The following is a 25,590-nucleotide window of genomic DNA, read 5'->3' on the forward strand; positions in this document are numbered from 1 at the left end:
GCGGGCGGGCTCACCACCAGCCGAGGATCGGTTGCAGCCTGCGGGCGAGTTCCGGTGCCAGCGAACGGGAGTAGCTGGCCGTGAGGTGGTGTTCGTCGTGGTAGATCAGGATGTTGCCCTCCACGATCGGGCAGACCTCCGGCTCGCACACCGCGTCGGTGAGGTCGAGCGGGAACACATGGGGAAACGAGGCGGCGGGCGCGGCGGCCGGGTCGACCGCGTCCAGCGCGTCCGACCGCTTCATGCCACAGCTGATCCGGTCGCCGCCGTGCGCGAGGCAGTCGATGCCGCGGTAGCGAATCCCGTTGCGCCGCAACCATGGTGTGTCCCGCATCGCGAGCAGCTTCAGGTTGCGATCGGACAGCGCCGACCACACGTCGAGGTATTCGGGCGGGGTCTCGTCGCCGGCGCCGTCACGCGGGCGGGTGCTCGTGGTGAACACCCAGTCGGGGCGGTCCTCGCCGAGCCGGTCGATCACGTCTCGCGACCAGTCGCGGCAGTCCGGATTCGGTTCGCCCTTGTAGCTCACCTCTTCGGCGATCGTGAGCGGGCAGCCCATCTTCAAATACACCTCGACGCGGAACTGATGCTCCTTGCCGAGCAGGTCGAGCGCGGGCACCCAATGCTCGGCATGCGAGCTGCCGGTCACCGCGATGGTTCTGGACGCGGTGACATCGCCGTAGCTACAGGTGATCACGTCCCTGGTCAGCCAGTCCGCGATGCACCCGTCGACGCTGGGATAGGCCGCCTCGGCGGGAGCCTCGAACACGGTCGGGCGCATCCGTGCCTCGGGGACCTCGGCGCCGGAGGCCAGCGCCTCCGCCCCGGGATAGTGGGCGGCGTCGAGCACGCCGACCGGCCTCGGCGGGTTCGCGCGGACGACGACATGCCAGCCGAAGCCGACGCCCACCACGCCGAGACCGACCAGCGCGACGGCGACACCGGCGCCGCGGCGATACACCAGCGCGGCGCGGGGCACCGGCTCCCGGGCGGTCCGCGTACGCAACGGCTCCTCGACCAGGTGATGGGTGAGATAGGCGAGGACCAGCGAGACTCCGATCACCACCGTGCCGTCGGCGAGCCCGATATCGCTGGTGCCGCGCTCGGTGAGCACGAAAATCAGGATCGGCCAATGCCACAGGTACAGCGGGTAGGCGAGCTCGCCGAGCACCACCATGGGCCGGGAGCCGAGCAGCCTGCTCGGCAACGGACGCGCCGCGGGTTCGAGTCCGTTGCCCGCCACGATCAACGCGGCGGCTGCCGCGACCGGGAACAAGGCGGCGGGGCCGGGGAAGGAATTCGCACCGTCGAAGAAGACGCCGCACAGCAACACCGCGGCCGTGCCGAACACCGCGAGCACCCACCGCAGCGCGCGGTGCGGGCGCAGCCACGGCACCGCGATCGCCAGCAGCGCACCCACCAGCAGTTCCCATGCCCGTGCGCCGCTGTCGTAGTAGTTCCAGCCCTGCCGGTGCGCGACGCCGAGGGTCGCGTAGACCAGGGACATGGCCGCGAGACCGCCGAGCACCGACGCGAGCACCAGACGCAGATGCGCGCGATACCCCAGTGATCGGCACACCGCGGCCACCATCGCGATCATCAGCAGGATCGCCAGATAGAACTGGGTCTGCACCGACATCGACCACAGATGCTGCAGCGGACTCACCGAGGGATCGGCGGCAAGATAGTCCGCCCAGGACAGCGCCAGGTTCCAATTCTGGTAGTACAGCACCGAAGCCAGCGCCTGATCGACGATGTCGGACCACTGGGTGTAGGGCCGCATCACGGCGGTGGCCACCAGAACCGCCGCCAGCACCACCAGCAGCGCGGGATACAACCGGCGTGCGGTCCGGCGCACCGTCCACACCACCCCGGTGGCGCCGGACTCCGCGCGGCGCAACACCATTCCGGTGAAGAAGAAGCCCGACAGCACCAGGAATACGTCGACCCCGCCCGACACCTTTCCGAACCACACGTGGAACACCACGACCAGCGCGATCGCCACACCACGCAGCCCGTCGAGATCGCGACGGTAGCGCGCGGTATCGGACGGCGCCCGCACCGTGTCGGCAGGAGCGGGCACCGGATCGGCGGGGGCGATGGTGCGCGGCGGCGCGACCCGTGAATCGCCGGTGACCGTGGCGGCCGCGTCGGAATCGGTCATGAGCGCCGCGCGCCTCGCTGCGAGGTCAGCGCGGCCGGTCCGGGCGAATCAGGTATGCGACGCACCCTATTCTCCTATCACGTCGGTCGGCTGCGGTCATATCCGCGATAGCGACGAGTGTGCCCATCGTCTCATTCGCATGCCGCCAAACGTAGCCTGACGGAATCCCGGATTTGCGAGTTGTTAACGCTGGATCCGTATGGTTCGCACACATGAGTCGTCGACAGTGGTGCACCTGGCTGGCCCTCACCGCGGTAACCGTCGGCGCCGCATGGTTTTTGGACAAGGTGGGCTTTCCGGCGCCGCAGATGATCTTGGCGATGCTGGTCGGCGCGGTACTGGCGCTGGTCGGCAGATTGCCCGCGCCGTTGCCCGCCGATGTGTCGCTCGGCACACAGGCGATGCTCGGCGTGCTGATGGGCAGCTACCTCCAGGTGAAGCTGCTCACCCGGATCGGCTGGGCGATCGTGCCGGTCACGGCGGTCGCCGCGGGCAGCCTGATCGCCAGTTGCGCGGCGGCCTACGTGTTCTCGCGGGTGACCAAGATCGATCTCGCCACCTCGACACTGGGCATGATCGCCGGCGGTTCGGCGGCGGTGGTGGCGGCCGCGGACGAGGCGGGCGCCGACGCGAGGATCGTCGCGTTCATGCAGTACCTGCGGGTCGGCATCGTCGTGCTCACCGCGCCGCTGGTCGCCACGCTGATCCGGGACGGGGATCGCGCCGCCGACGGTCCGCTCCTAGACGCGCACGCCGCGGCCGACGCCGCACTGCCGGGCTGGGTGGCCGTGGGGCGCGGTGACCAGGTGGCCGGGCTATCGATCGCGATCGTGCTCGCCATCGCGGGGATCTGGCTCGGCCGCCGACTGCGCCTGCCCAACGCGCCGCTGATCGGGCCGATGCTGATCACGGCGGTGCTCACCACCACCGGATTGACCCATGGTTTCGCGCCGACCAACCTGTTCCGGGACGTGCTGTTCGTGCTGATCGGCTTCGAGGTCGGCGCGCGCTTCACCAAACCGGTGGTGCGCCAGATGTTCCGGCTGATCCCGGCGATGGTGGCCGCCATCGTCGCGCTGTGCGCGTCGGTCGGCGGGGTCGCCGCGGCGGTCGCGGTCCTGGCCGGACTCGAGTACTCCGACGTCTATCTCGCCACCACACCGGGCGGCATCAACGCGGTGCTCGGCATCGCGGAATCGTTGAACGGCAACCTCACCCTGATCGCGGGCGCGCAAAGCCTGCGCCTGTTCGTCATGGTGCTGGCGCTGCCGGTGGTGCTGCGAGTGCTGCGCGAGCGGGAGCCGCGCGCCGAGGCGGACCCCGAATGTCCGGCCACCGCCGCGTCGGTCCCGGACGCGACGGCAGGTAACCAGCGCTGAGCGGTCAGCTGACCTTGTCGGCGCGACCGAGCGCGGCGGCCAGATCCTCCAGCAGCGGCGCGGCCCCCGCATGCGAGAACCGGAACACCGGCTGCCAGTCGGCGACCTGCCCCGCGCGCACCGCGGGCAGGCCGCGCCACACCGGATTGGCGTCGAGCGCCTCCAGCGACATCGCGGCGGCGCGACGGTCGAGCAGGATCAGATCGGCGTGATATTTGTCGGTGTGCTCCCAGCTGAGTTCCTCGAAGAAGCCGTCGGCCGCGACGGTGTCGGGCACCACCAACTCGACGCCGAGTTCGGCGAAGTAGCTCAGATCGGCGGACATCCTCGGGTCGGACACGTAGAAGATGCCCGGTGCGGCCGAGGCCGCCATCACGCGCAGGCCCGGACGCCGGGCCACCGCCTCGCGCACCGACCGCACGGCGGCGTCGAAGCGCTGCTCGGCCCGCGCCGGACCGGGCGCGCGCAGGTCCGCGCCGAGCGCGACGGCCAGCTCCCCGTAGCGGGTGATCAGCTGCGGCACCGTTTTCCGAGCGATCCGCACCGCGACGACGTTGGGGTTGATGGCCAGGATCTTGTCCTTGCTCGAATCCGGGACGTACCAGAGCCGATCCGGCACGTATTCGTCGGTGATGAGCAGGTCGGGTTCGAGGCTCGCGTACTTCTCCAGATTGAACTCGCCCCAGTTGTTGCCGAGCACGCTCACCCGCGTGACGTCCAGGTCGCCCGCGAGCGGGGAGGCCGCGCCGGCGGGGGTGAGCGCTTCGCCGAACACACCGACGAGGCGATCCTGGAGACCGTAGTCGGCGAGCAGGCCGGCCGAGCCCCCGAAGGCGACGATCCGGCTCGGGATCCCGTCGGTGTGCACCGTGCTGCCGCGATCATCGGTGAAGCTCCAGCTACCGGACCCCGCGGACGGATCGTCCGCGGGCGACCGGCCGGTGCACGCGGCCGCGAGGGCGCCGAGGCCGACTGCGCAGGTGGTGGCGAGCAGACGACGGCGGGATAGCTGGATTGTGTCCATGACCGCCATTAGAACACATCAGTTAGGCAAGCCTTACCTCGATGCGACGCCGAATCGATCGATCCCCACTGCGCAACTGGGGACGCCGAACCTGGAGCCGATCGAACTGGACATGTGACCATTAAGTATGCGTATCGGGATGAAACGGACAGTGGCCACGGCTCGTACCCGCGGCCGACGATGGGTGGCCGGCGCCGTCGCGATGATCGGATGTTCGATGCTGATCGCCACTCCCGCCCAGGCCGCACCACCCCAGCCCGCGCAGGCGCTGAGTCGGATCCAGGCCGAGGGCGCCTATCTCGTGGACGCCCATGGCCGGAAGATGTTGCTGCACGGCGTCAACAACGTCGACAAGGACGCGCCCTACGTCGAGCCCGGCGACGGCTTCACGGTCACCGACGAGGATGCCGCGCTGCTCGCCGGGCACGGGTTCAACACGGTGCGCCTCGGCGTGAACTTCGCCGGGCTCATGCCCACCCGGGGCGTCGTCGACACCGCCTACCTGGACCGGGTCGCGAAGGTCGTCGATACCCTTGCGGCACACGGCATCTACACCTTGCTCGACAACCATCAGGACGGCCTGTCGAAGATCTGGGGCGGCAACGGTTTCCCGGAATGGTCACTGCGCGCCCGGCCGGGCAAGCTGGAACCGAACCCGGGCTTCCCGCTGTACTACCTGATGCCGAGCATGAACCGCGGCTGGGACGAGGTGTGGGACAACAGCAATGGCGTGCTCGACCACCTCGGCACGGCGCTGGCCGCGTTGGCCGAGAAGGTCAAAGGCCGCACCGGCGTGCTCGGCCTCGAATTGCTGAACGAGCCGTGGCCCGGATCGGCGTTCCTCAGCTGCTTTCCCGACGGCTGCCCGCGCTTCGACGCCAAATACCAGGCGGCGATGCAGAAGCTGACCGATGCGGTGCGCGCCGCCGACGCGAAGCTGCCGATCTTCTGGGAGCCCAACGTGACCTGGAACGAGACGATGCCCTCGCATCTGGGGAAGAATCCGCCGATCACCTCCCCCGATATCGTGTTCGCCCCGCACGACTACTGCATTCCGAGCCAGCTGGCGATCTACCTCGGACTGCCCGAGGAACTGCGCGGGGTGTGCCCGGTACAGCAGGACAAGACCTGGGGCAATATCGACTCCTTCGCCCGGCGCACCGGAATCCCCACGCTGGTCACCGAATTCGGCGACGGGGACGCCACCGTGCTGCGCAACACGCTGACCCGTGCCGACGAACGCTTCATCGGCTGGCACTACTGGCACTACACGTCGCGCTTCGGGCCGGGCGGCCCCAAGCCGGACCCGTTCCTCGGCGCCATCGGACAAGACCTGGTGCGCACCTATCCCCGCGCGACGGCGGGCACTCCGGGGCGGCCGATATTCGACCCGGCCACAGGAGATTTCGCATACCGATACACACCGCAGCCCGCCTCGGCGCCCACCGAGATCTACGTGTCCGACCTGCACTACCCGAACGGCTACGAGATTCGCGTCGAGGGCGGCAAGGTGACCGCCGCGGCCGGTGCCCGGATCGTCACGGTCGAGGCGACCGGCTCGGCACCGGTGACGATCCAGATCCATCGGCCCGGATCGAAGGGGACGACAGTGCCCACCGAGCCGATCAGCGGCGGTCGCTGATCGGCCCCCGCGGCAACGCCGTCCGGTCGCGGCCGGACGGCGTTGCCGCGCAGGTCATTTGAAGCGGGCCTCGAGCAGGTCGAGGGTGTGCATGGCGTTGCGGTAGTCCGGGCGCTGGCTGGTCGGCGGCAACTCGTAGAGCTGGCCCGACTGGAACGACGGCAGCTTGGCCAGCAACGGATCCTGCTTCAGCTGTTCGACCGTGCGGCCGCCGTCGAGTTGCACGACGAACAGCGCGGGCGCGTCGACCACCGTGGTCAGCAGTTCCTGGCTGAACGCGACCCAGTCCGCGGCCGCGGCGCGAGTCGGGTTGCCCGCCTTGGCCTCCACCTGGGTGTCGATGGTGAAGCCGACATCGGTGAGCAGCGTGGCCAGCGGCGTGCCGGGGGCGATCACCGACGGCTTAAGGTCCTTGCGCGACTGGAAGACCGAGACCGCGCCCTGCGGCGGCTTGATCGCGGACCTGACCTTCGCGACCTTGTCCCGGTACGCGGTGATCAGCGCGTCCACCTTGTCGGTGCGACCGATGGTCTCGGCCACCACTCTCAGCTGATCCTGCCAATTGTCGAGCGTGGTCGGCACCAGCACGGTCGGCGCGATGGCCGACAACTGGTCGTAGGCCTGCAGCGACTGCTGACCCGGGTAGCCCTGGCCGCCGCCGATGATCAGATCCGGCTGCTGGGCGGCGATGAACTCGAGGTTGATGTCGTCGCCGGACGGAAGTAGCGCGGTCCCTTGCTTTTTGGCGTCCGCGTCCCAGGCGGCCGGGAACTCGCCCGGTCGCAGCGTAACGCCGAGCACCCGCGGATCGGCGGCCTTGACGTTGGCGCCGAGGTCGAACAGATAGCCGGCGAGCGCGCCGTTGACGACGGCGATGCGCTGTGGTTCGGCGGGCACCGTCACCGCGCCGCGCTCGGTCCGCACCTGCCGGGTGGCGCCGTTGTCCGGTGCGTCCGAGCCGGAACTGCTGCAACCGGCCACCGCGACGAGCGCGAGGATCAGTAGGGCGACGGCGGCGCGCAGCCGGGCCGTCATGCGGGACAACGTCATGGATCGGTGTTCCTTCTTCTCTTGGTAGTGGGCAAGCTCATTCGCGGCTCAGCCGACGCGCGCGGCGTTCTCCGCCAGCGGAATAACCAGGGGTGCACCGGTTTCCGGGTCGTCGATGATCCGGCACCCGAGATCGAAGACCTCGCGCACCAATTCGGCGGTCACGATCTGCCCGGGCGGGCCCGCGGCGACCACCTTGCCGTCCTTCATCGCGATGAGATGACCCGCGTAACGGAAGGCGTGGTTGAGGTCGTGCAGGACGGCGACCACGGTGCGGCCGGAATCACGATGGAGCGCGCGGCACAGATCGAGCAGGTGGATCTGGTGGGCGATGTCGAGGTAGGTGGTCGGTTCGTCGAGCAGGATCACCGGGGTGTCCTGGGCGAGCACCATGGCGATCCACACGCGCTGGCGCTGGCCGCCGGACAGCTCGTCGACCGGGCGCGCCGACAGCTGCGTGACACCGGTCGCGGCCATCGCCGCGGCCACCGCCGCCGCGTCGGCCTGCGACCACTGCCGCAGCAGCGACTGATGCGGATACCGGCCGCGGGCGACCAGATCGGCGACCCGGATGCCGTCCGGGGCGATCGAGGACTGCGGCAGCAGGCCGATCCGGCGGGCCACCTCCTTGGCCGGATAGGTGGCGATGGACTTGCCGTCCAACAGCACCGCACCGGATTCGGGGGCGAGCAGGCGCGCCAGCGCGCGCAGCAGGGTCGACTTTCCGCACGCGTTCGGGCCGATGACGACGGTGAACTCACCGTCGGGCACCTCGACCGACAGCTGCTCGCTGATGGTGCGGCCGCGGTAGCCCAGCCGGACCCGATCGGCCCGCAGCGCCGCCGGTTTCGGGTCGCCGGCGCCGGGTGCCACCGGGGCGTCGTTGTTTTCGCTCATCTTCGTTTCCTCAGTTCCTGCACCTAGGTCCGCCGCGCCTCGGTCACCAACAGATAGGCCAGGTACACGCCGCCGATCGATACGGTGACCACGCCGACCGGCAATTGCGTCGGCGCGAACGCGCGCTGGGCTACCCAATCGCCGGTGATCAACAGCAGCGCGCCCATCGCCGCGGCGGGCGCGAGCGCGGTCGACGGACTGCGCGCCACTCTGCGGCCCAATTGCGGTGCGGCGAGGGCGACGAACGCGATCGGCCCGGCGACGGCGGTGGCGACCGCGGTCAGCGCGACGCTCAACACGATCAGCAGCAACCGGGCCCGGCCCACCCGCACGCCGAACGAGCTCGCCACGTCGTCACCGAGTTCCAGGACGTGCAGGCGCGGCGCGGCCGGGATCACCAGCAGCGCGAGCACGCCGAGCAGGATGAGCGCGGGTCCCACCTGCGGCCAGGACAATCCGTTGAGCGAACCCGCGCCCCAGGCCGCCGCCGACATCGCCGAGTTCAGATCGGCCCGCAGGATGAGCCAGGTGTTCACCGAGGCCAGCATCGCGCTGACGCCGATGCCGATGATGATCAACCGGAATCCGGTGACGTTGTTGCGGAATGCGAGCAGCTGAATCACCATCGCGGCGGCGAGCCCACCGATCAGCGCGCCGAGCGCGGTCTGGAAGTGACCCCCGCCCGCGGCGAGCAGCACGAGCAGCGCGCCGGTGTAGGCGCCGGTGTTGAAGCCGACGATATCGGGGCTGCCCAGCGGGTTTCGGGTCACCGACTGCAGGATCGCGCCGCTGAGGCCGAGCGCCGCGCCGAGGGCGAGCGCGAGCACCACGCGCGGAAAACGCCACTGCCACACCACGAGCCGATCGAAGCGGTTGTCCCCGATCGCCAGCGCCCGCAGCACCCGGTCCGGCGGAATTACGTAATCGCCGGTGCCGAGGGCGACTACGGCCACCGCGAGCGCCGCGATCAGCAGTACCGCACACACCACCGTGGTACGCACGCCGACGCGAGCGCCGAACCCACCGTGCGGCGCACGCAGCACCAGAATCGCACGGCCGAAATCGATACCGGCGCTCACGCGGCGCTCACCCGATCGCGCCGGGCCAGCCAGATCAGCACCGGCGCCCCGAGGAACGCCGTGACCAGGCCGGCGGGCACCTCGTCAGGCCGAATGATGATGCGGCCGAGCACATCCGAGCCGAGCACCAGGATCGGGGCGAGCAGCATCGAGTAGGCGATGATCCAGCGCTGGTCCGGGCCGACGATCCAGCGCGCTACATGCGGCACCGCCAACCCGACGAAGGTGATCGGGCCGACCGCGGCGGTCGCCGTGCCGCAGAGCAGTGCCAGCGCGACCGCGGTGAGCAGTCTGGAGCGCCCGACGTGTACGCCGAGCGAGCGGGCCAGGTCGTCACCGAGCGCGAGCGCGTTGAGGGAGCGGGCGGCGAACACCGCGGCGAACAAGCCCGCGACGATGAACGGCGCCGCGCCCGCGATGATGTCGTAGCCGCGGCCGGTCAGCGCGCCCGAGTCCCACTGCCGCCACTCCTCGAAGGCCTTGGGATTCAACAGGATCAGGCCCTTGGTCAGGCCGGACAGCACCGCGGTCACCGCGACGCCCGCCAGGGTCAGCCGGATCGGATCCGACCCCTGTCTGCCCGCGGTGCCGAGCCGGTAGACCACCAGCGACACCAGCGCGGCGCCGGCGAAGCCGAACCACACGTACACCGTGAGCTGGGTGACGCCGAGGAACGCCACGGCGAGGGTGATCGCGAAGGCGGCCCCGGCGTTGATGCCGAGCAGCCCGGGATCGGCCAGCGGATTGCGGGTCAGGCCCTGCATCAGGCAGCCCGCGACGCCGAGCGCGAGCCCCGCGAGCAGGCCGAGCAGCGTGCGCGGCAGGCGGTATTCGGTCACGATCAGGTGATCCGGGGTGCTGTCGCCGGACCAGAGCGCGGCCCAGACTTCGCCGAGCGGAATGGCTTTCGCTCCGACGATCAGGCTCAGCAGGCATGCGGCAGCCAGCACCGCCGCCGCCAACAACCACCCTGACCAGCGCAGGGGCTGGTTAGTCGGCAGGTCCATCGGGTTCTATCTCCAGTGCGGCTCGGCGGCGATCAATGCAGCTTAGCCTTACCTACCTGACCGAATGGAAATTGTGCGAATGAGACCTTCGCAACGCGGTCCCCTCGGCTAGGCGACGAGACTCACGTGCATGCGAGTCCGGCCGATTCCGCCCGCCCGGGTCAGCAGTCGCCCGAGCGCCGCGGCGACCTGGTGCGGCTGCTCCAGGATCACCGAGTGCCCGGCGCCCTCGACCAGCACCAGATCCGAGTACTCGACGGCCGCGGCCATGGCCACCGAATGCGCGGGCGGCGTCATCAGATCGGCGGTACCGCACAGCACCAGGGTGGGAATTTTCGACAGCAGCGCGAGCGCGTCGGTCTGGTCGTAGACCATGAAGGCGCTCAGGAAGCCGGCCATCGTCACGATCGGCGTCTGATTGTGCATCGCGTTGGCCAGGGCGAGCACCCGCGGGCTCACCGCGCGATCGCCGAACTCGGCGGCGCGGACCACCGGCGCGAACACCTTGCAGGCCACCAGCTTCGCGCGCTGCATCAGCCGCGGCGCCCGCCGCACCGCGGCCTGGAAGACCGAGATGACCGGGTTGCGCAGCAGGCGGCCGAAGCCTGCGTCGGCGAGCCCGGCGGCCGCCGTCGCGACGAGCGCGACCCCCGCGACGCGGGTGCCCACCGCCCCCGGCCGCTGGCTGAGGTAGGTCAGGACGGTCATGCCGCCCATCGAATGGCCGACCAGGACGACCGGCCCGTACGGTGCCACGACGTCGAGCACGCGGGCCAGATCGCGGCCGAGCTGCTCGAGGTTGTAGGTCTGCCGGGGCGCGGTCGCCGAGTCACCGTGCCCGCGATGGTCGTAGCAGACCACCTTGGCGTCCGGGTACCGCCGCAGCAGCGCGTCGCGCACGTCGGTCCAGGACTGCGAACGCAGGCAGTGCCCGTGCACCAGCACCACGGTGAGCTCCGCCCGCCGCGGGCCGTACTCGCGAACCGCAAGGGCCACACCGTCTTCGGCCACCACGGTGCCGCGGCGCGCGGCGGTGGTGGCGCTGGGGCTCATGGTCGGCATCGGGGGCTCCGGTTCGGGTAGGAGTGACATCTCCTACTCTGCGCCGCCCGCGCCCCCGCCCCCAGAACCCCGAGTGCTGGGGTCGGTTCCCCAAGGTGGACCAGACCCACACCCAGGGTGTGCGCTCATGCGTCGGTCGACGCGAGCCCCCGTTTGACCTCCGCCAGGTACGCGGACCCGCGCGGTCCTGTCCTCAGGGCACTCGAACTCAGGTCAGATGGTCGTAATCGCCGCGGACCCAGGAGATGTAGCGCGTCGCGGAGGCCCGGATGGTGGCGCGCGCGTCGGTGTCGAGCGTCTTGCCGAAATTGTCGTAGAGGCGGGTGAACTCGAACTCCTCGACCACCTGGGTGACGCGCTCTACCACGTTGGGCGACAACGGAATCCGATTCGGATAACTGCGCATGAAGGCGACCGACTCACGATCCGGATTGGCCTGAATGGTGTCCGCGCTGAACAACACGCCCGTGCCGCCCGCACCGGCCGCCCAGTGCGCGACGGCGCTGCCCGCGAAGTGGCCGCCGAGCTGTCGCAGGGTCACCCCGGGCAGCACTTCCCGGCGGCCGGACCACGGCTCGATCACCGGGTCCGGGCGCCCGATCCACTCGAGGTCGGCCGCGGCGACCAGCACCGGCACCCCGCCAAGCGCTCGGCTCCACTCCACCTGCACGCCGTAATGGTGCGGATGACTCGGCACGATGGCCACCACCTCGCCGAGCTCGCGCACTTGACGCACGGCGTCCTCGTCGACGTAACCGGTCACGTCCCACAGCAGGTTGCCCGCGGGCGTGCGCACCAGGTGAGATTCCTGGCCGATGCCTACCCGCGGCTCGGTCGTCACGGCGAACAGATCCGGTTCGAGCTCACGCAGTGCCACCTTGTGGCCCGCCGCGGCGAGTTCGTCCAGCGTCGTCCACTGCTGGCCGTCGGCGGGCATCCACTGCCGCTCGTCCGCGCAGATACGACAGACCTCGGCCGCGGCATCGTGCTCCACCGCACAGGTCTGACAGATCTTCCACATATCGCCCTCACAATCCGGTACACCCACCCCTTGTTCTACACAGAAAACCTGTGCCGTGCGGTGAGTCCGGTGATCGCGCAGGCGTGCTCGGGTGCGGCAGCGCGCCTGCCGCACCCGAGCGGGGCTTACGTGGAACCCGCCTCGACCGGCACGGGCGCGGCCGGCTCGGCGGGCGCGGCAGGTTCGGGCGCAGCCGCGCGCCCGCGGGTCAGCACCAGTACCGCGATCGCCGCCACCGCACTGGTGACGGCGATCAACGCCGCGACGCGTCCGGTCGCGTCGCCGACCGCGTCGGACCGGTCCAGGGCGACGCCGCCGAAGGCCACCGTGGCCACCGCCGCGCCGAGTGCACCGCCCAGGTTGTGGAACGTCCACGAGGCGCCCACCGCGAATCCGGTGCGGGTCGGCTCGACCGAGGAGATCGCGAGCACGGTCGCCGGGCCGAGCACCAGCGCCCAGCCCGCACCGAACAGCACGAGCGCGACCAAAAGCAGGGCCACCTGATCGTCGAAGGCCGCCAATGCGATGCCGAGCCCCGCCAGGGTCAGCAGCCCGAATCCCCACGGCAGCAACGCGTGTGCGCCGAACCGATCGACGAACCTGCCCGCCACCGGGGACGTGAGCGCGAGCGTCCCACTGACGAGCAGCAGCAGGAAACCTGCCTGCCGCACATCGAAATCCCGTCCTTCGGTGAGGTAGGTCGGGATCACGAGCAACGCGGACGCGTAGAACAGACCCAGCGAGAAGTCCGACACGATCGCGGCGACGAACCTGCGCTTGCCGAACAGCGCCGGATCGATCAACGGGTTGCGTGCCCGCCGCTCCACGACGATCCCGCTGCCCACCGCCGCGACGAGCACGAGGGCGGCGGCGAGCACCCACGGCGAGGTGAACCCGCGCAGATCGCCGAGCACGAAGATGCCGACCGCCGCGACCACCGCGAAGGCGACGGCCACCTGTCCCGGCCAATCGGTACCGCCGGTCCTGTCCGGGACGCTCGGCGGCACCGCGACCGCGATCGCGGCGAGCGCGGCGAGCCCCAGCGGTAGATTGATCCAGAAGATCGACTGCCAACCCAGGCTCGGCACCAGCAGCCCGCCGAGCACCGGGCCGATCGCAAGGCCGAGACCGTTCACCGCGTACAGCCAGCCGATCGCCTTGCCCCGATCACCTTGCGGGAACAGCGATTCCACCAGGGTCGAGGTGCTCGTGTACAGCACCGCGCAGGCCGCGCCCTGGACGAACCGCGCAACGAGCAGCGCCCCGATCGACCAGGCCGCGGCCGCGCCCACCGACGCGAGCACGAACAGCGCGAGCCCGGCCAACAGCACCCGGCGCCGCCCGAACCGGTCGGCGATCCGGCCCACGGTCACCATGAACATCGACAACGCCATCAGGAAGACGCCGAGCGTCAGTTCGGTGTTCGACGCGCCCGCCCGCAGGTCGTCCCCGATCGCGGGCAGCGCGGTGGTCACGATCGTCAGATCGATGCACCCGAGGAATGACGCCACCGCGAGTCCACCGAACCCGATGACCCGGCGCCGCGCGGGCAGCTCGATGGTCGTCACTGTGCCTCCCCGTGCAATGCCGACTTGCGTTTCTTGAAACGCAATGGGAGCCAAGCGACTCGGTCCGGATTCTCCGGCACGACGAACAGCTCCCTGGTCCGGCCCATCGCCGCCGTGATCCGTTGCGGATAGATCACGAAGTCGTAGCCCTCGTGCGCCCACAGCGGCATGATGATCGGGCACTCCTCCAAAAGGTAGGCGCGGCAGGCTTTCCGAACCGATTCCTGGTCGACGTCCGGCTCGCGACTGAGCCTGCGCTCCAGGAAGCGATCGATGGTGCTGTCGATCGCGTGCCGGTACGGTTCGTCGGTGCGGTAGGCGTGCTCGACGGCGTCGTACAGATCGCCGTAGCGCGGATGCGACAGCGCGAAGTCCCAGCGCAAAACGTTGGTGGGGCAATCGATCCGACCCAGCACGGCACTGTTGCGGGCGATCCATTCGTCACCGGCGATACGGGCGCGGGCGTGCCGGTCGATATCGGTGCCACCGGTGAGATTGTGCCGCTGCAACGTGTCGGCCACCGCGATCGAGACCCGGCCGAAGTTCGACCGGTTGATCAGATCGATGGTCGCCGCGAGCTTTTCGCCCTCGTGATAGTCGGCGCCGACACTGACCAGCAGCACCGTGGAGCGACCGTCGGTGGTGATGCCGTCGGAGCGCAGATCGTAGGCGGCCTTGTGTGAAGCGGAGAGCAGCGTGGAGGTGGTCGTTATCATCGTCAGCTCCAAACCTTCAGCGCGGCAGCGGGATCGCCGACACCGATGAACAACCCGATGGTGATGCGCGGACGGTCCTGCGACGGCGCGACCGCGTGCACCCGGCGCGGATCGATGAAGATCGCGTCGCCGATGCGCGGGGTGACGACCAGCGTGGGAGCGCCGACCTGCGCGCGGTCGATGCCGTACACCCGGTCACCGGAGCGATCGCGATACTCGCGCTCGTCGGGGTAGTCGTCCCAGATCTCCAGTTCTCCGCCGCGGTCCGGGACATCCAGGTAGACGTTGACCGAAAGCTGACGGGTTATCCGAACCCCGAAGTCCTGCGGGAGATTTCGGCTCACATTGTCGGTGTGCGGCTCGAGATCCACCCCCGCGAGCTGATACCGCGCGACACCGGCGAAGAAGGCCTGCCCGTCCTGGCGCAGCAGGCTCGCACCGGAGGGCCAGATCTCGTCGAGCAGCAGCCGAAGGTCGTCCGCTGGATAGGAATACGGCGCGGCGATCTCGCGCAGGCGCTCGATGTTCGCGCGGGCATGCGCGAAATATTGGTCCCGGCCACTGTCGGTGCTGGTTTCCGAGAAGGCGTGACCGATCCGGCGGAACTGCGGGTCGGTGGCGAGCGGACCGTGATCCTGCCTACCCACGAACGCCTTTCGCAGATGTTCGAGCGCGTCCGGCCGGACGAAATCGGCCAGTCGCACTGCGTGCACGTCTCCGTTCAGCAACGCGATCAGCGACGTTCGGTCGAATTCCTGCCTGGTGGTGTCCAACACGCGTGCTCCGAGAGATGGCGTGGCCGTAGTCATGTCTTTCCCCTCTGGTTGTCGCTAGATGGACCGGGCACAGGCCCAGGCAAGAGAGAAGAGTGCTGCCGACAGACATGGTTCGACCCCCGTTTCTCTCGAGAGGGCCCCAGTTCGCCACGGAGCCCGCGCTTGCCCGGGCCGCGATGAGCGGCTCGGCCTGGTCTTGACCCGGGGCACCCCGCCGCGGATGGAGGGTTGCCGGCCAGCTAGCCGGGGACTTGACGCTGGCACTCTTGACCTGTCACCAGCATCCGGCACGGCAGAAGCGTTGTCACGCTTTAGAATCGCGCTGAGTTTCAGGATCCCGCGGCGGGCGTTCGGTCAGGTATTCAGGCCTGATCGGCGGGCGCGGTCAAGACGAAGAAGAGGAACTGCGGCTGCCTGGTGAGCTGCCGATAGCACTCCGGTTCGGTGGCCGCCACATACTCTTGCGGTTCGGGTTCGGCGATCTCGGTGACCGTGAAGCCCGCCGCACGGAAGGCCGCCAGCATGGCGCGCAGCGGACGATGCCAGAACCGCATCCGCATGGTCCGGCCGTCACGGAGCCAGTCGTCGGTGTAGGTATAGGTGCCGAAATAGTCGTCGCTGCCGCTGATCCGCATGTCCATGAACGGATGATGCGTCGACAGCACCACCCGCCCGTGCGGGACGAGCACCCGGCGGAATTCCTCCAGCGTTGGCGCCCAATCCCGCAGATAGTGCAGCACCAGCGCGGACAGGACCAGGTCGAACGAGTCGTCCGGGAACGGGAGCGGCCGGCTCAGATCGGCCTGAGCCAGCGGCACATCCGGTCCAAGCCGCCGCCGCGCGACCTCGAGCAGCGCGGCACTGGCATCGATCCCGGTGACCTCGGCGCCCCGCTCGGTCAGGGCCGCGGCGTGTGCCCCGCCGCCACATCCGGCATCGAGCACCCGAAGCCCACGCACCTCCCCCGCCAGCGCCAGGATCGCTGGGCGCTCGTACCCCGCGTTGAACGCGTTCGCCTCGTTGTCTTGGGCGTAGGCCGCCGCGAAACCCTCGTAATCGTTGTAAACACAGTCCCCGTCGCCCATGCGAAGACATCCTTCCCACCCGCACTCGCCGCCACAAGGGCCGTGGCGGGTGCACGGCGTCAGGGTGTCGCGGTCCAGGAATGGATCCAGCTACGAGCTATGCGGCGGGCCCGCCCCGCTGGCATGCGGGCGGGCTCGGTGACCGTGGCGATGGTCAGGCCGTCGAGGAGGGCGAGGAGTTCGGCTGCGGCATCGGCGGATTCGGCGGTGCGGGCGGGGTCGACGCGGGCGAGCACACCGGCGAGCAGTTCCTCGGTGTCGCGCCACTGCGCGCGATGCAGGGCGGCGATCTCGGGGTCGTGCGTGGCGCGGGCGACCAGGGCCAGCCACACCCTGGTGAGCCGGTCGTCGGGCGCCGGGCTGAGCAGCAGTTCGGTCAGTTCGAACAGTTGCTCCGCCGGGGCCAGTTCGGGCGCGCCGGACTGCCGGAAACGCTCGGCCGCCTGGGCGCGCACGTGGTGCCACGCGGAGAGCAGCAGCTCGGTCTTCGTCGCGAAGTGATACTGCACGGTGCCGACCGAGACCTCCGCGCGGGCGGCGAGATCGCGGATGCTGACGCCCTCGATGCCGCCCTCGGCGATCGCGTCGGCCAGCCGCTCCAGCAGCTGAGCGCGCCGGTCCGTGCCGTCGACGGCGGTTCGGCTCTCGACCATCTCGACCCCTCTCGTTCCGGCGGGGAGCAGACCCGTCTCAGTGAACACCCTCGCCGGCCACCGCCGCCCCCGAAACACGAGAATGCGGGCGTACGCGGACCGGGTACCGTCCCCCACCCGCAGCCGACCGCTGCTCACCGCGAACCGATGGAGATCGCGTCGTCCGCACGCTCAGCACGACGACGGTGGCGGCCGAGATGGTCGCACGCCAAGCGCTTGTCGCATGCTCAGGACCCGCAAGCCCGGCCGCCGCACGCTCGGCACCGATGCTGGTCGCCGTGATCGAGAACGCCCGCCGGGCGCTGCCGCGTGATCCGGCGATCAGTGTCCGTGATTGCCGTGCGGAGGAGACGGTGGCTAGTGGCGGGCCGGGGTGGAAGTCGGGGCGGTACTCACCGGCAGCTGCCCGACGACCGCGGTGAGCGGTGTCGAGACCGGGGGCAGCGGTTCCATCTGCCGGTTGTCCCAGTGCACGACGAACAATGCGACGTAGATGAGCAGACAGGCCGCGAACCCACCGAGAACGGGTCGCAGGTACGGGCGCACAAGCCGTCTATCGACACCGGGCGCCGCTACGTTACGTCACCGTAGGTTCAGGGTGCGCGCTTGCGCGCGGCGGCCACCGCCGACGGCGCGGCGGACACGAAGACGATCACCACGAGGAAGGTGACCAGCTCGAGGGTGTCCCAGCTGAACGGGTCGGGAATGATCTCGGCCGGTATGAACGGGAGCCCCGCGACCGGAACCGCCGGCGCCGCGAGCGGCGCGGCCACCTCCGCGGCCACCGGTACGGGTGCGGGCGCGCCCGCCACGCTCGGCGTCAGGGCCAGCGGGATGAGCAGCGGCGGAAAGGCCGGGATGGGCGGTGAACCGGCCGGGATAGCGAGCAGACAGCTCGTCGCCGCACTACCGCTGAGCAGCGCACCGACCACGCTGCCGCCGAGCGCCGATCCGCTGGAACCGAGGGCAGCGCTGCCGAGTCCGGTCGCGCTGGAACCTACGACGGCGCTGCCGATCGCGGACCCGCTCGAACCGGGCCCGATCATGCCCGGCCCGATCAACGCCGACCCCGTCGCCAGCCCGAGCACGGTCGCGCCGCTGCTCACCGTCGAACTGCCCGCGCACGGCGCGGCGCTACCCGCCTCCAAACCGAGCAGCACCGGGGTCGCGGCCTCCGCCGGGTCGGCGCTGACCTCGATGCCCGCTTCGGTGTCCACCTCCGCGACGGTTTCGAGCTGGAGCGGGCGGCCGACCGAGGGCAGCGGTGGCGGCTCCAGTGCGAGCTCGATTCCGGTTGCGGCACTTCCGGAATCGGCCAGGACGGGGTCCGCGCTGCCGGTCCCGACCTCCTGCGACGGCAGGTCCGCGGTTTCCCGCGGCGGCGCGACCGGCGCGGCGGCGGCACCGGCCGCACTGCCCGTGTTCACGTCGCCGAGCACCGGCGGCAGATCGTCGGCTACGGCGGGCCCACCGCACAGCAGCGCGGCGGGCAGGAGCACCCCCAGCACGACGAAAGCCTTTGTACCGCATCGCCTTCGCGGAGCGCGGCGACCCCGGCCCGCCGCACCACCGCTCACGGCTGTTCGGGCCCGCGAACGGCGCCCTCGTAGTGCGACTGGACATAGGTGAACGCGTCCTGCGGAATCCTGATCGCGCCGGAGAACGGGCGCTCCAGATCGTGGATGGCGAGCATGACCCCGCCGATCACCAGACCGAGCAGCGCCGTCATCGCGATGCTGCGCCGGGTGACCTGCATGCCGGACAGCACCGGGTTCAGCATCACCATGCCCGCACCGAGAAGCAAGGTGATGTAGAGGAATTCGGGTATCCCGCGCTCCGCGTCGATGGCTCGGTCATGCCTGGCCTGGGTGACCCGATCGATGCCGGCGAGCGCGCGCGACCTGGCCTCGGACACCGCCGGATCGGTCGAGCGCATCGACACCACGTCGGCGCGCAGCGCGTTGAGCGTCGCGCCGGTGGCCGGGCTGAGCCGGTTCTCGTGCTCGAGCATGGGCCACTCCTCGGCGATGACCTGATCGGTGTAGGCGCGCAGCCGCGTCTCCACCAGCGCCTGCTCGGGCTCCGGCATAGCCCTCGATGCCCAATAGGTATCGACGAGCCCCTTCGACTCGGTGATGGTGTGGGCATACGCGTTCTGGTTCTGCTGCCAGCACGTCACGAAGACGAACGCGACGACCGCGGTGAAGAACGTCTTTGCCAGGTCGAGCGCGAGCGTGCTCGCGGATTCGTCACTGACATGCCGCCATGAGTTCGGGCGCAACATATCGCCGACGACGAATATCGATACGGCAATGGTCGCGGCACCGGCGGCGACGAGCAATTCCTGAGCCATCTCGCTTCACTTTCCCGGTCAGAGTCGGTGACAACATAATTCCGAGCGATGTTCGAGCGGCCGGAGACTCACGGCACTGGCACTTTAGCAAGAGCTAGGGTGGAACATTAGACCTGGCCAGGCAGCCACAGATCGTGCCGTTACCGAACTGTTACCATGATGGCGGGCGCAGCGATTTATCGGCAAATGCCCGGCCCCGCGCCGTTTCGAGAATTGCCATCGGGCGCGCATCGGGCGCATTCGCGAGGCGCGACCACCGCACCGTTACCGTCGCGATACCGCCGACTCGCCACGCAATAGCGGCGACCCCACCCGAGAAACTCACCACAACAATCGACGCACCGAGAATCGCGCGAATCCACGACGGCGGTACAACACCACGTACGCACCCCCCACCGCCGTTGCCCCGCTTTCACACCCACTTCGGACCCTGCGACCCGGATCACACCAAACCCTTGAATGTGCCCCCACGTTGATGCTAAACATTGTGGCACACAACGCAATATATGTTGCGTATATTGCAACGCAAGCAAGTGGCTCTGCGAGGGAAGTCGATGGCGCACCGTAGGTTCCGGCCCAAACCCGTTGGCGGGCAAGTAAAACGAGCATTCATCGGCGCGGCCGCCCTGCTGCTGCTCGCGGGATGCGCACCAGTACAGTCCGATCCGGCCGGGATCGGCGGCGACGAGCAGACCGGAACCGTGCGGGTATGGCTCTTCGACGAGGCCACCCGCGCCCCGAAAGAAGCCGTGATCAACGAGGCGATCGCGGAATTCACCGCTACCCGTCCCGACGTGCGCGTCGACGTGCAGTGGGTTCCGGTCGCGGCCCGCGCGGAGAAGTTCGCAGGCGCGTTCAACGATCCGTCCAGCGCGCCCGATGTCGCCGAGTTCGGCAACACCGATCTCGCGAGCTACGCCGTCAGCGGCGCGTTCGCCGATCTCACCACCGATATCGCGGCCTGGCCGGAGGGCAAGGACCTGGTTCCCTCGGTGCTGGACACCGCGAAATCGGGCGGGAAGATCTACGGCCTGCCGTGGTACACGGGTATTCGCGCGCTGTACTACCGCACCGACATCTTCGCCGAACTCGGCCTGCGCCCGCCGAGCACGCTGGCCGAACTCGCTGAGACGGCCCGGCGCATCCGCGCGGCGAAGCCCGAGCTGTACGGCATTTCGGTGGGCGGCAAGTACACCTACGCGATGCTGCCGTTCCTGTGGGCCTACGGCGGCGAGATCGCCGAACACGATGGCACGATGTGGAATTCGACGATCAACACCGACCGGGCGAAGGAGGGCATCACCCGCTACGCCGAGCTGATCCAGGACGACATCTGCCCGCCCGCCCAGTGCGTCGACTTCACCGGCACCCAGAGCGTGCAGGCGTTCGCCGGCGGCAAGGCCGCGATGACCGTCGGCGGTGACTTCAGCCGCAAGGCGATGGATCAGGGCGCGTCCAAGGACAAGTACGCGGTGGTTCCGCTTCCCGGTGCCCGAACCGGTTCGGTCGCACCGGCGTTCGCCGGCGGCAACCTGCTCGGCGTCTTCCGCGCCAGCATGCACCGTGGCCTGGCCCGCGACTTCGTCGAACTGCTCGGCGGGGCCAGATACCAGGAGAAGATGTACCGCGCGATGGGCAACCTGCCGACCCTGGCAGGCGTGCAGCGGCAACTCGCGGCGAACGACCCGTTCCTCGCCCCGTTCGTCGAGTCACTCGGCGCCGGAACGAAATTCGTGCCGAGCACCCCGGCGTGGTCCAAGATCGACAGCCAGAACGTGCTGCCGACCGCGATACAGCAGATCGCCACCGGAACCAAGACGCCGGAGGCGGCACTCAACGCGGCCGCCGCCGTGATGAACAAGGCATTCAGGTAGGCACCCATGGCTATTCGCGAACTACCGATCACCGAACCCGCGCCGCGGACCGTGCCGCGACCACGCAGGCTGCGCAGGGACACGATCGCCGCCTGGCTCTACCTCGCCCCGGCCGGTCTGTTGCTCGCCGCGGTGCTGGTGTATCCGATCTATCAGATCGTGCTCATCTCGTTCTACGACTACGGGCAGGCGCAGGCGACCGGCGCCGAAGCGCTGGAGTTCATCGGGTTCGACAACTATCGAGAACTGCTCTCCGACAGTCAGTTCTGGCTGGTGCTCGCCAACACCTTCGTCTTCGGCGGGGTCTGCGTGATCGGCGGGCTGGTGGTCGGCACGGGGCTGGCGGTGCTCGCCACCCGGGTCCGGCCACTGCCCCGGATGCTGCTGTTCCTCGCGGCGCTCGGCGCGTGGGCGACACCGGCGATGGCGGGCTCCTACGTCTGGCTCTTCCTGTTCGACACCGACTTCGGCGTGGTGAACGAGGCACTCTCGGGGCTCGGCCTCCGCTCGATGGCGGGACACTCGTGGACCTTCGGCACCCTCAGCGCGTTCGGTGTGGTTGCCGCCGAGGTGATCTGGTGCTCGTTCCCGTTCGTCATGGTGACGATGTACGCGGGCATCAAGGCCATCCCCGAGGAGGTGCTCGAGGCCGCCGCGCTCGACGGCGCCTCCGCATGGCGCTCGGCCCGCTCGGTGATCCTGCCGATGCTGCGACCGCTACTGCTGATCGCGACCGTGCAATCGATCATCTGGGACTTCAAGGTGTTCACCCAGATCTATGTGATGACCAATGGCGGCGGCGTCGCCGGGCGGAACCTGGTGCTCAACGTCTACGCCTACCAAAAAGCTTTCGCCGGGCAGGAATACGGGCTCGGCTCCGCGATCGGAGTCCTGATGACGCTGTTGCTGTTGTCGATCACCGGCCTCTACGTCCGGTCCCAGCGCAGGAGCACCAAGTGGGTGTGACGACGGCGGTGCGCCGTACCCCACGCAAACCGGGCCGCCTGATCGCCGAGATCGTCACGGTGGTGATCGCCGGACTGGTGGCCTTCCCGCTGTACTGGATGGTGCTCTCGGCGATCAAACCGCCGGGCGAGATCCAATCGGCCGATCCGAAACCGTGGACCCTCGCGCCGAGCCTGGACAGCTTCAGCCGGGTGCTGTCGATGAACGGATTCGGCCGCTACTTCCTGAACAGTTTGCTGATCGCCGTTGTGGTGGTGCTGTTCTCGCTGCTGCTGTCGTTCCTTTCCGCGGTGGCGCTGACTCGATTCCGCTTCCGCGGGCGCACCGTGTTGCTGGTGATGATCCTGGTCGCGCAGATGGTTCCGGTCGAGGCGCTGACCATCCCGCTGTTCTTCCTGATGCGCGAGATCGGCGGCACCGTGCCCGCGCTCGGGCTCAACGAACTCGGCTCGATCATGCTGGTGGACCTGGTGTTCAGTCTGCCGCTGGCGATCTGGCTGCTGCGCGGCTTTGTCGCCGCGATACCGGACGAGCTGGAGGAGGCCGCCAAACTCGATGGGGCGAGCAGGCTTCGGTTCGCCTGGCAGATCCTGCTGCCGCTGGTGGCGCCGGGGCTGGTCTCGGTGAGCGTGCTCTCGTTCATCCACGCCTGGAACGACTTCCTGTTCGCGAAGACGTTCATCATCTCCAAGACCGAGAATCAGACACTGCCGCAGGCGATCCTGGTCTTCTTCAAGCCGGAGGACACCGATTGGGGCGCGGTCATGGCCGCGTCCACGTTGATGACGATTCCGGCCCTGATCCTGTTCATCCTGGTGCAGCGCAAGCTGGTTTCGGGACTGGGCGGGGCGGTGAAAGGCTGACATGCCCGATTTCGACACGCTGCTGCCGAGGCCCGTCTCGGCGACCTCGCTGCCTGGTGCCTGCGCGTGGCCCGCCACGGTCGACATCCGCACCGACACAGACCTTCCCGCCGAGGGCTACCGGCTCAAGATCACGCCCGAGGGCGTCACGCTCACGGCCGCCGATCAGGCAGGCCAGGTGTACGGACAGCAGACGCTGCGCCAGCTCGTCGGTCCCGAAGCCTTCCGTGCCGCCCCGATCGGCGGCCGGGAACTGTCGGTGCCGTGCGGCGTGCTCGAGGACCATCCCCGATTCGGCTGGCGCGGTTGCCTGCTCGACGTGGCACGCCACTTCCGGACCAAGGCCGAGGTGCTGCGCTTTCTCGATCTGCTCGCGGCGCACAAGCTCAACGTGCTGCATCTGCACCTGACCGACGACCAGGGCTGGCGCTTCGCGGTGCCGGGCTATCCGAGGTTGGCCGAGATCGCCTCGTGGCGGCGCGGATCGATGGTCGGCAGGCACGACGGGCCGCAGCGGGACGGGCGTCCGCACGGCGGCTACTACACCGACGACGACCTGCGGGAGATCGTCGCCTACGCCGCGGAGCGCGCGATCATCGTAGTGCCGGAGATCGACGTGCCCGGTCACGCCCGAGCCGTACTGGCCGCCTATCCCGAACTCGGGCCGGACCCCGAAAAGCAGTGGGAGGTATGGACTTCGTGGGGCGTCAGCACCCCGCTGCTCGATCCGACGCCGGCGACCATGGCGTTCTTCCGGCGCGTCTTCGACCACGTGCTGACCATCTTCCCCGCGCCGGTGATCGGCGTCGGCGGCGACGAGGTGCCCGGCGCGACCCCGGCGCACGGCCGTTTCGTCGCCGAGCTGGCCGCCTATCTGGCGACCAAGGGGCGCCGAGCGCTCGGCTGGGACGAGGTGCTCGACGCGGGCGGCCTACCGCCGATGGTGATCGGGGCCTGGCGGGACGAGGCGGCGGCCGAGCGCGCCGTGCAAGCGGGCCACGAGGTGGTGCTGTGCCCGGAAGATCGGGTCTACCTCGATCACCGGCAGTCCGACCATCCCGACGAGCCGATCCCGGTCGGCTACCTGCGCACCCTCGAGGACATGTACGGCTACGAGCCCGCCCATACCGGGCCCGGCGTCATCGGCCTGCAGGCCCAGATCTGGAGCGAACACCTCGACACCGTGCGGCGGGTCGACTACGCGGCCTTCCCGCGACTCTGCGCGATCGCCGAGATCGCTTGGAGCACACCGGAACGTGACTATGTCGAGTTCCTTTCGCGGCTGCGCGACCACCATCTCCCCCGCCTCGACGCCCTCGGCGTGGAATACCGCCCGCTCGACGGGCCACACCCGTGGCAGACCCGGCCGGACGTGCTCCCTTCCGCCCACCGGCCGCGCTGAGGCACTACGGGCGGAGCCGATGGAAGGCGGCCATCCGCTCGCGGTGGTATTCCAGGTCGTCCTCGTCGTGGCGCACGCCGCGGGCGACAGCGATGTCGAAATAGACCGCCTCCCTGCGCAACCGGTGCCGCATCAACTGCGCCAGGGCGAGATCGTCCAACGCGACGGCGGTGCCACCCGCCGCGTGATAGACGTCGGCAAAAGCACGGACAGCGCTCAAATCAGTACCGTACTCGTCTCCGAATTCCATTGCGGCGGAGGCAAGTTCGACCTCGGGCGAGGCGACCAGCGCCTCGTCCCAGTCCAATACGGCGATGACGTGCCCGGCGCGCGCGAGCAGGTTGCCCTCGTAGTAGTCGCCGTGCAGCGGCTGCGGACGCGCGGCACGGGAGAACTCGGCGAGCCAGTGGTCCAGGTCGGGGTCCGGCAACTCCGCCGACGACGCGCCGTCCAACCCGATCTCCAGGAACGAACGCGTCGGCCGGGCCGGCGGACGATGCTCGGCCAACGCGCGGTGCACGCGGGCCAGCAGCACGGCCGCCTCGTCCCGCTGCACCGGGTCCACACCGCTGGCCCACTCACCTTCGACGAAGGGCCACACCGTGATCGGACGACCCGCCACCACCAGCACCGTCGAACCATCGATCCGCGCCAGCGGCGCCACGACCTCCGGGACCTCGCGCGCCGCGGCCGACGCGATGTCGTTACACCACCGCACCTGAGCCGGATCCCGATCCCGCGGGCCGATTCGCACCACCACCTCGCCCACCCGGTAGGCCGCGGACTCCTCACCACCGAAAAGCCGCTCCCCGTCACCTTTGTGTCCCCATTCGGCCGCGACGGCGGCCCTGATGTCCTCGGTCAGCGGGATCTCGGTGTAAATCACGCGACCAGTTCTACCAGCGCCCGCGCACCGAACGCAGGCGGACTTCCGCGCCGCCGACCGATGCTCGGCGGACCGGCGCGGGAACCGAACCGAGTGGTGCGATATTTCCATTCGGGAGGTACT

At 69.3% G+C, this 25,590-nt stretch carries 23 protein-coding genes and 1 riboswitch; of the genes, 6 read left to right on the forward strand and 17 right to left on the reverse strand.

Annotation, left to right across the window (positions count from 1 at the left end; translation table 11 throughout):
• Nucleotides 1–10: 10 nt before the first annotated feature.
• Nucleotides 11–2,164, reverse strand: coding sequence for an acyltransferase family protein (locus tag F5X71_RS20565; RefSeq protein WP_167463510.1), 2,154 nt, complete (start codon nt 2,162–2,164; stop codon nt 11–13).
• A gap of 212 nt (nt 2,165–2,376) precedes the next feature.
• Here F5X71_RS20565 and F5X71_RS20570 point away from each other — a divergent pair, with 212 nt between their 5' ends.
• Entirely contained in the window at nt 2,377–3,543 is a 1,167-nt protein-coding gene (locus F5X71_RS20570) for an AbrB family transcriptional regulator (RefSeq protein ID WP_167463511.1), read from the forward strand.
• 4 nt (nt 3,544–3,547) lie between these two features.
• Here the strand turns inward: F5X71_RS20570 and F5X71_RS20575 are convergent, their stop codons facing one another.
• Nucleotides 3,548–4,567, reverse strand: coding sequence for an ABC transporter substrate-binding protein (locus tag F5X71_RS20575; protein ID WP_238815362.1), 1,020 nt, complete (start codon nt 4,565–4,567; stop codon nt 3,548–3,550).
• A 217-nt stretch (nt 4,568–4,784) separates the two neighbouring features.
• Between F5X71_RS20575 and F5X71_RS20580 the strand changes: the two genes are divergently transcribed.
• Nucleotides 4,785–6,209 carry a cellulase family glycosylhydrolase gene (locus F5X71_RS20580; protein ID WP_238815363.1) on the forward strand — a complete coding sequence of 475 codons (1,425 nt, stop codon included), beginning with the start codon at nt 4,785–4,787 and terminating at the stop codon, nt 6,207–6,209.
• 54 nt (nt 6,210–6,263) lie between these two features.
• On the opposite strand, the gene F5X71_RS20585 is transcribed toward F5X71_RS20580, so the two are convergent.
• The 14 genes from F5X71_RS20585 to F5X71_RS20650 all read right to left on the reverse strand — a co-directional run bounded on the left by F5X71_RS20585 (nt 6,264) and on the right by F5X71_RS20650 (nt 19,476).
• Nucleotides 6,264–7,259, reverse strand: a complete 996-nt coding sequence (locus F5X71_RS20585) for a Fe2+-enterobactin ABC transporter substrate-binding protein (RefSeq protein WP_167463514.1) — start codon at nt 7,257–7,259, stop codon at nt 6,264–6,266.
• 48 nt (nt 7,260–7,307) lie between these two features.
• Entirely contained in the window at nt 7,308–8,156 is an 849-nt protein-coding gene (locus F5X71_RS20590) for an ABC transporter ATP-binding protein (RefSeq protein ID WP_167463515.1), read from the reverse strand.
• 23 nt (nt 8,157–8,179) lie between these two features.
• On the reverse strand, nt 8,180–9,235 hold the full coding sequence (locus tag F5X71_RS20595; RefSeq protein WP_167463516.1) for a FecCD family ABC transporter permease: 1,056 nt from the start codon (nt 9,233–9,235) through the stop codon (nt 8,180–8,182).
• Nucleotides 9,232–10,242, reverse strand: a complete 1,011-nt coding sequence (locus F5X71_RS20600; protein ID WP_167463517.1) for a FecCD family ABC transporter permease — start codon at nt 10,240–10,242, stop codon at nt 9,232–9,234. The genes F5X71_RS20595 and F5X71_RS20600 overlap by 4 nt, the downstream gene beginning before the upstream one ends.
• Nucleotides 10,243–10,350: 108 nt before the next feature.
• Entirely contained in the window at nt 10,351–11,304 is a 954-nt protein-coding gene (locus tag F5X71_RS20605; protein ID WP_167463518.1) for an alpha/beta fold hydrolase, read from the reverse strand.
• A gap of 208 nt (nt 11,305–11,512) precedes the next feature.
• On the reverse strand, nt 11,513–12,325 hold the full coding sequence (locus F5X71_RS20610; RefSeq protein WP_167463519.1) for a hydrolase: 813 nt from the start codon (nt 12,323–12,325) through the stop codon (nt 11,513–11,515).
• Nucleotides 12,326–12,450: 125 nt separating this feature from the next.
• Nucleotides 12,451–13,893 carry an MFS transporter gene (locus F5X71_RS20615; RefSeq protein WP_167463520.1) on the reverse strand — a complete coding sequence of 481 codons (1,443 nt, stop codon included), beginning with the start codon at nt 13,891–13,893 and terminating at the stop codon, nt 12,451–12,453.
• A complete protein-coding gene (locus F5X71_RS20620) occupies nt 13,890–14,609 on the reverse strand; it encodes a tRNA-dependent cyclodipeptide synthase (protein WP_167463521.1) in 720 nt (239 codons plus the stop codon). Before F5X71_RS20620 ends, F5X71_RS20615 begins: the two co-directional genes overlap by 4 nt.
• A gap of 2 nt (nt 14,610–14,611) precedes the next feature.
• Nucleotides 14,612–15,385, reverse strand: coding sequence for a 2OG-Fe(II) oxygenase (locus F5X71_RS20625; protein WP_167463522.1), 774 nt, complete (start codon nt 15,383–15,385; stop codon nt 14,612–14,614).
• A 153-nt stretch (nt 15,386–15,538) separates the two neighbouring features.
• Nucleotides 15,539–15,657: riboswitch (SAM riboswitch) on the reverse strand.
• Nucleotides 15,658–15,747: 90 nt separating this feature from the next.
• On the reverse strand, nt 15,748–16,470 hold the full coding sequence (locus F5X71_RS20630; RefSeq protein WP_167463523.1) for a class I SAM-dependent methyltransferase: 723 nt from the start codon (nt 16,468–16,470) through the stop codon (nt 15,748–15,750).
• A gap of 59 nt (nt 16,471–16,529) precedes the next feature.
• Nucleotides 16,530–17,123: a TetR/AcrR family transcriptional regulator gene (locus F5X71_RS20635; protein ID WP_167463524.1), complete on the reverse strand. Its 594-nt coding sequence runs from the start codon at nt 17,121–17,123 to the stop codon at nt 16,530–16,532.
• Nucleotides 17,124–17,480: 357 nt separating this feature from the next.
• Nucleotides 17,481–17,669 carry a hypothetical protein gene (locus tag F5X71_RS20640; protein WP_167463525.1) on the reverse strand — a complete coding sequence of 63 codons (189 nt, stop codon included), beginning with the start codon at nt 17,667–17,669 and terminating at the stop codon, nt 17,481–17,483.
• A 47-nt stretch (nt 17,670–17,716) separates the two neighbouring features.
• On the reverse strand, nt 17,717–18,631 hold the full coding sequence (locus tag F5X71_RS20645) for a hypothetical protein (RefSeq protein WP_167463526.1): 915 nt from the start codon (nt 18,629–18,631) through the stop codon (nt 17,717–17,719).
• A gap of 65 nt (nt 18,632–18,696) precedes the next feature.
• Nucleotides 18,697–19,476, reverse strand: coding sequence for a DUF4239 domain-containing protein (locus F5X71_RS20650; protein WP_167463527.1), 780 nt, complete (start codon nt 19,474–19,476; stop codon nt 18,697–18,699).
• A gap of 554 nt (nt 19,477–20,030) precedes the next feature.
• Here F5X71_RS20650 and F5X71_RS20655 point away from each other — a divergent pair.
• The 4 genes from F5X71_RS20655 to F5X71_RS20670 are packed head-to-tail and all read left to right on the forward strand — an operon-like array spanning nt 20,031 to nt 24,581.
• Nucleotides 20,031–21,350 carry an extracellular solute-binding protein gene (locus F5X71_RS20655; protein ID WP_174817106.1) on the forward strand — a complete coding sequence of 440 codons (1,320 nt, stop codon included), beginning with the start codon at nt 20,031–20,033 and terminating at the stop codon, nt 21,348–21,350.
• 6 nt (nt 21,351–21,356) lie between these two features.
• Complete coding sequence (locus F5X71_RS20660; RefSeq protein WP_167463528.1) at nt 21,357–22,316, forward strand: carbohydrate ABC transporter permease; 960 nt, start codon at nt 21,357–21,359, stop codon at nt 22,314–22,316.
• Nucleotides 22,307–23,179 (forward strand): carbohydrate ABC transporter permease, encoded by an 873-nt coding sequence (locus tag F5X71_RS20665; protein WP_167463529.1) that lies wholly within the window; start codon nt 22,307–22,309, stop codon nt 23,177–23,179. The genes F5X71_RS20660 and F5X71_RS20665 overlap by 10 nt, the downstream gene beginning before the upstream one ends.
• 1 nt (nt 23,180) lies before the next feature.
• On the forward strand, nt 23,181–24,581 hold the full coding sequence (locus F5X71_RS20670; protein ID WP_167463530.1) for a beta-N-acetylhexosaminidase: 1,401 nt from the start codon (nt 23,181–23,183) through the stop codon (nt 24,579–24,581).
• Nucleotides 24,582–24,585: 4 nt separating this feature from the next.
• Here the strand turns inward: F5X71_RS20670 and F5X71_RS20675 are convergent, their stop codons facing one another.
• Entirely contained in the window at nt 24,586–25,467 is an 882-nt protein-coding gene (locus tag F5X71_RS20675) for a phosphotransferase enzyme family protein (RefSeq protein WP_167463531.1), read from the reverse strand.
• Nucleotides 25,468–25,590 lie beyond the last annotated feature (123 nt).

Source organism: Nocardia brasiliensis (assembly GCF_011801125.1).
In the GTDB taxonomy this organism is placed as follows: domain Bacteria; phylum Actinomycetota; class Actinomycetes; order Mycobacteriales; family Mycobacteriaceae; genus Nocardia; species Nocardia brasiliensis_C.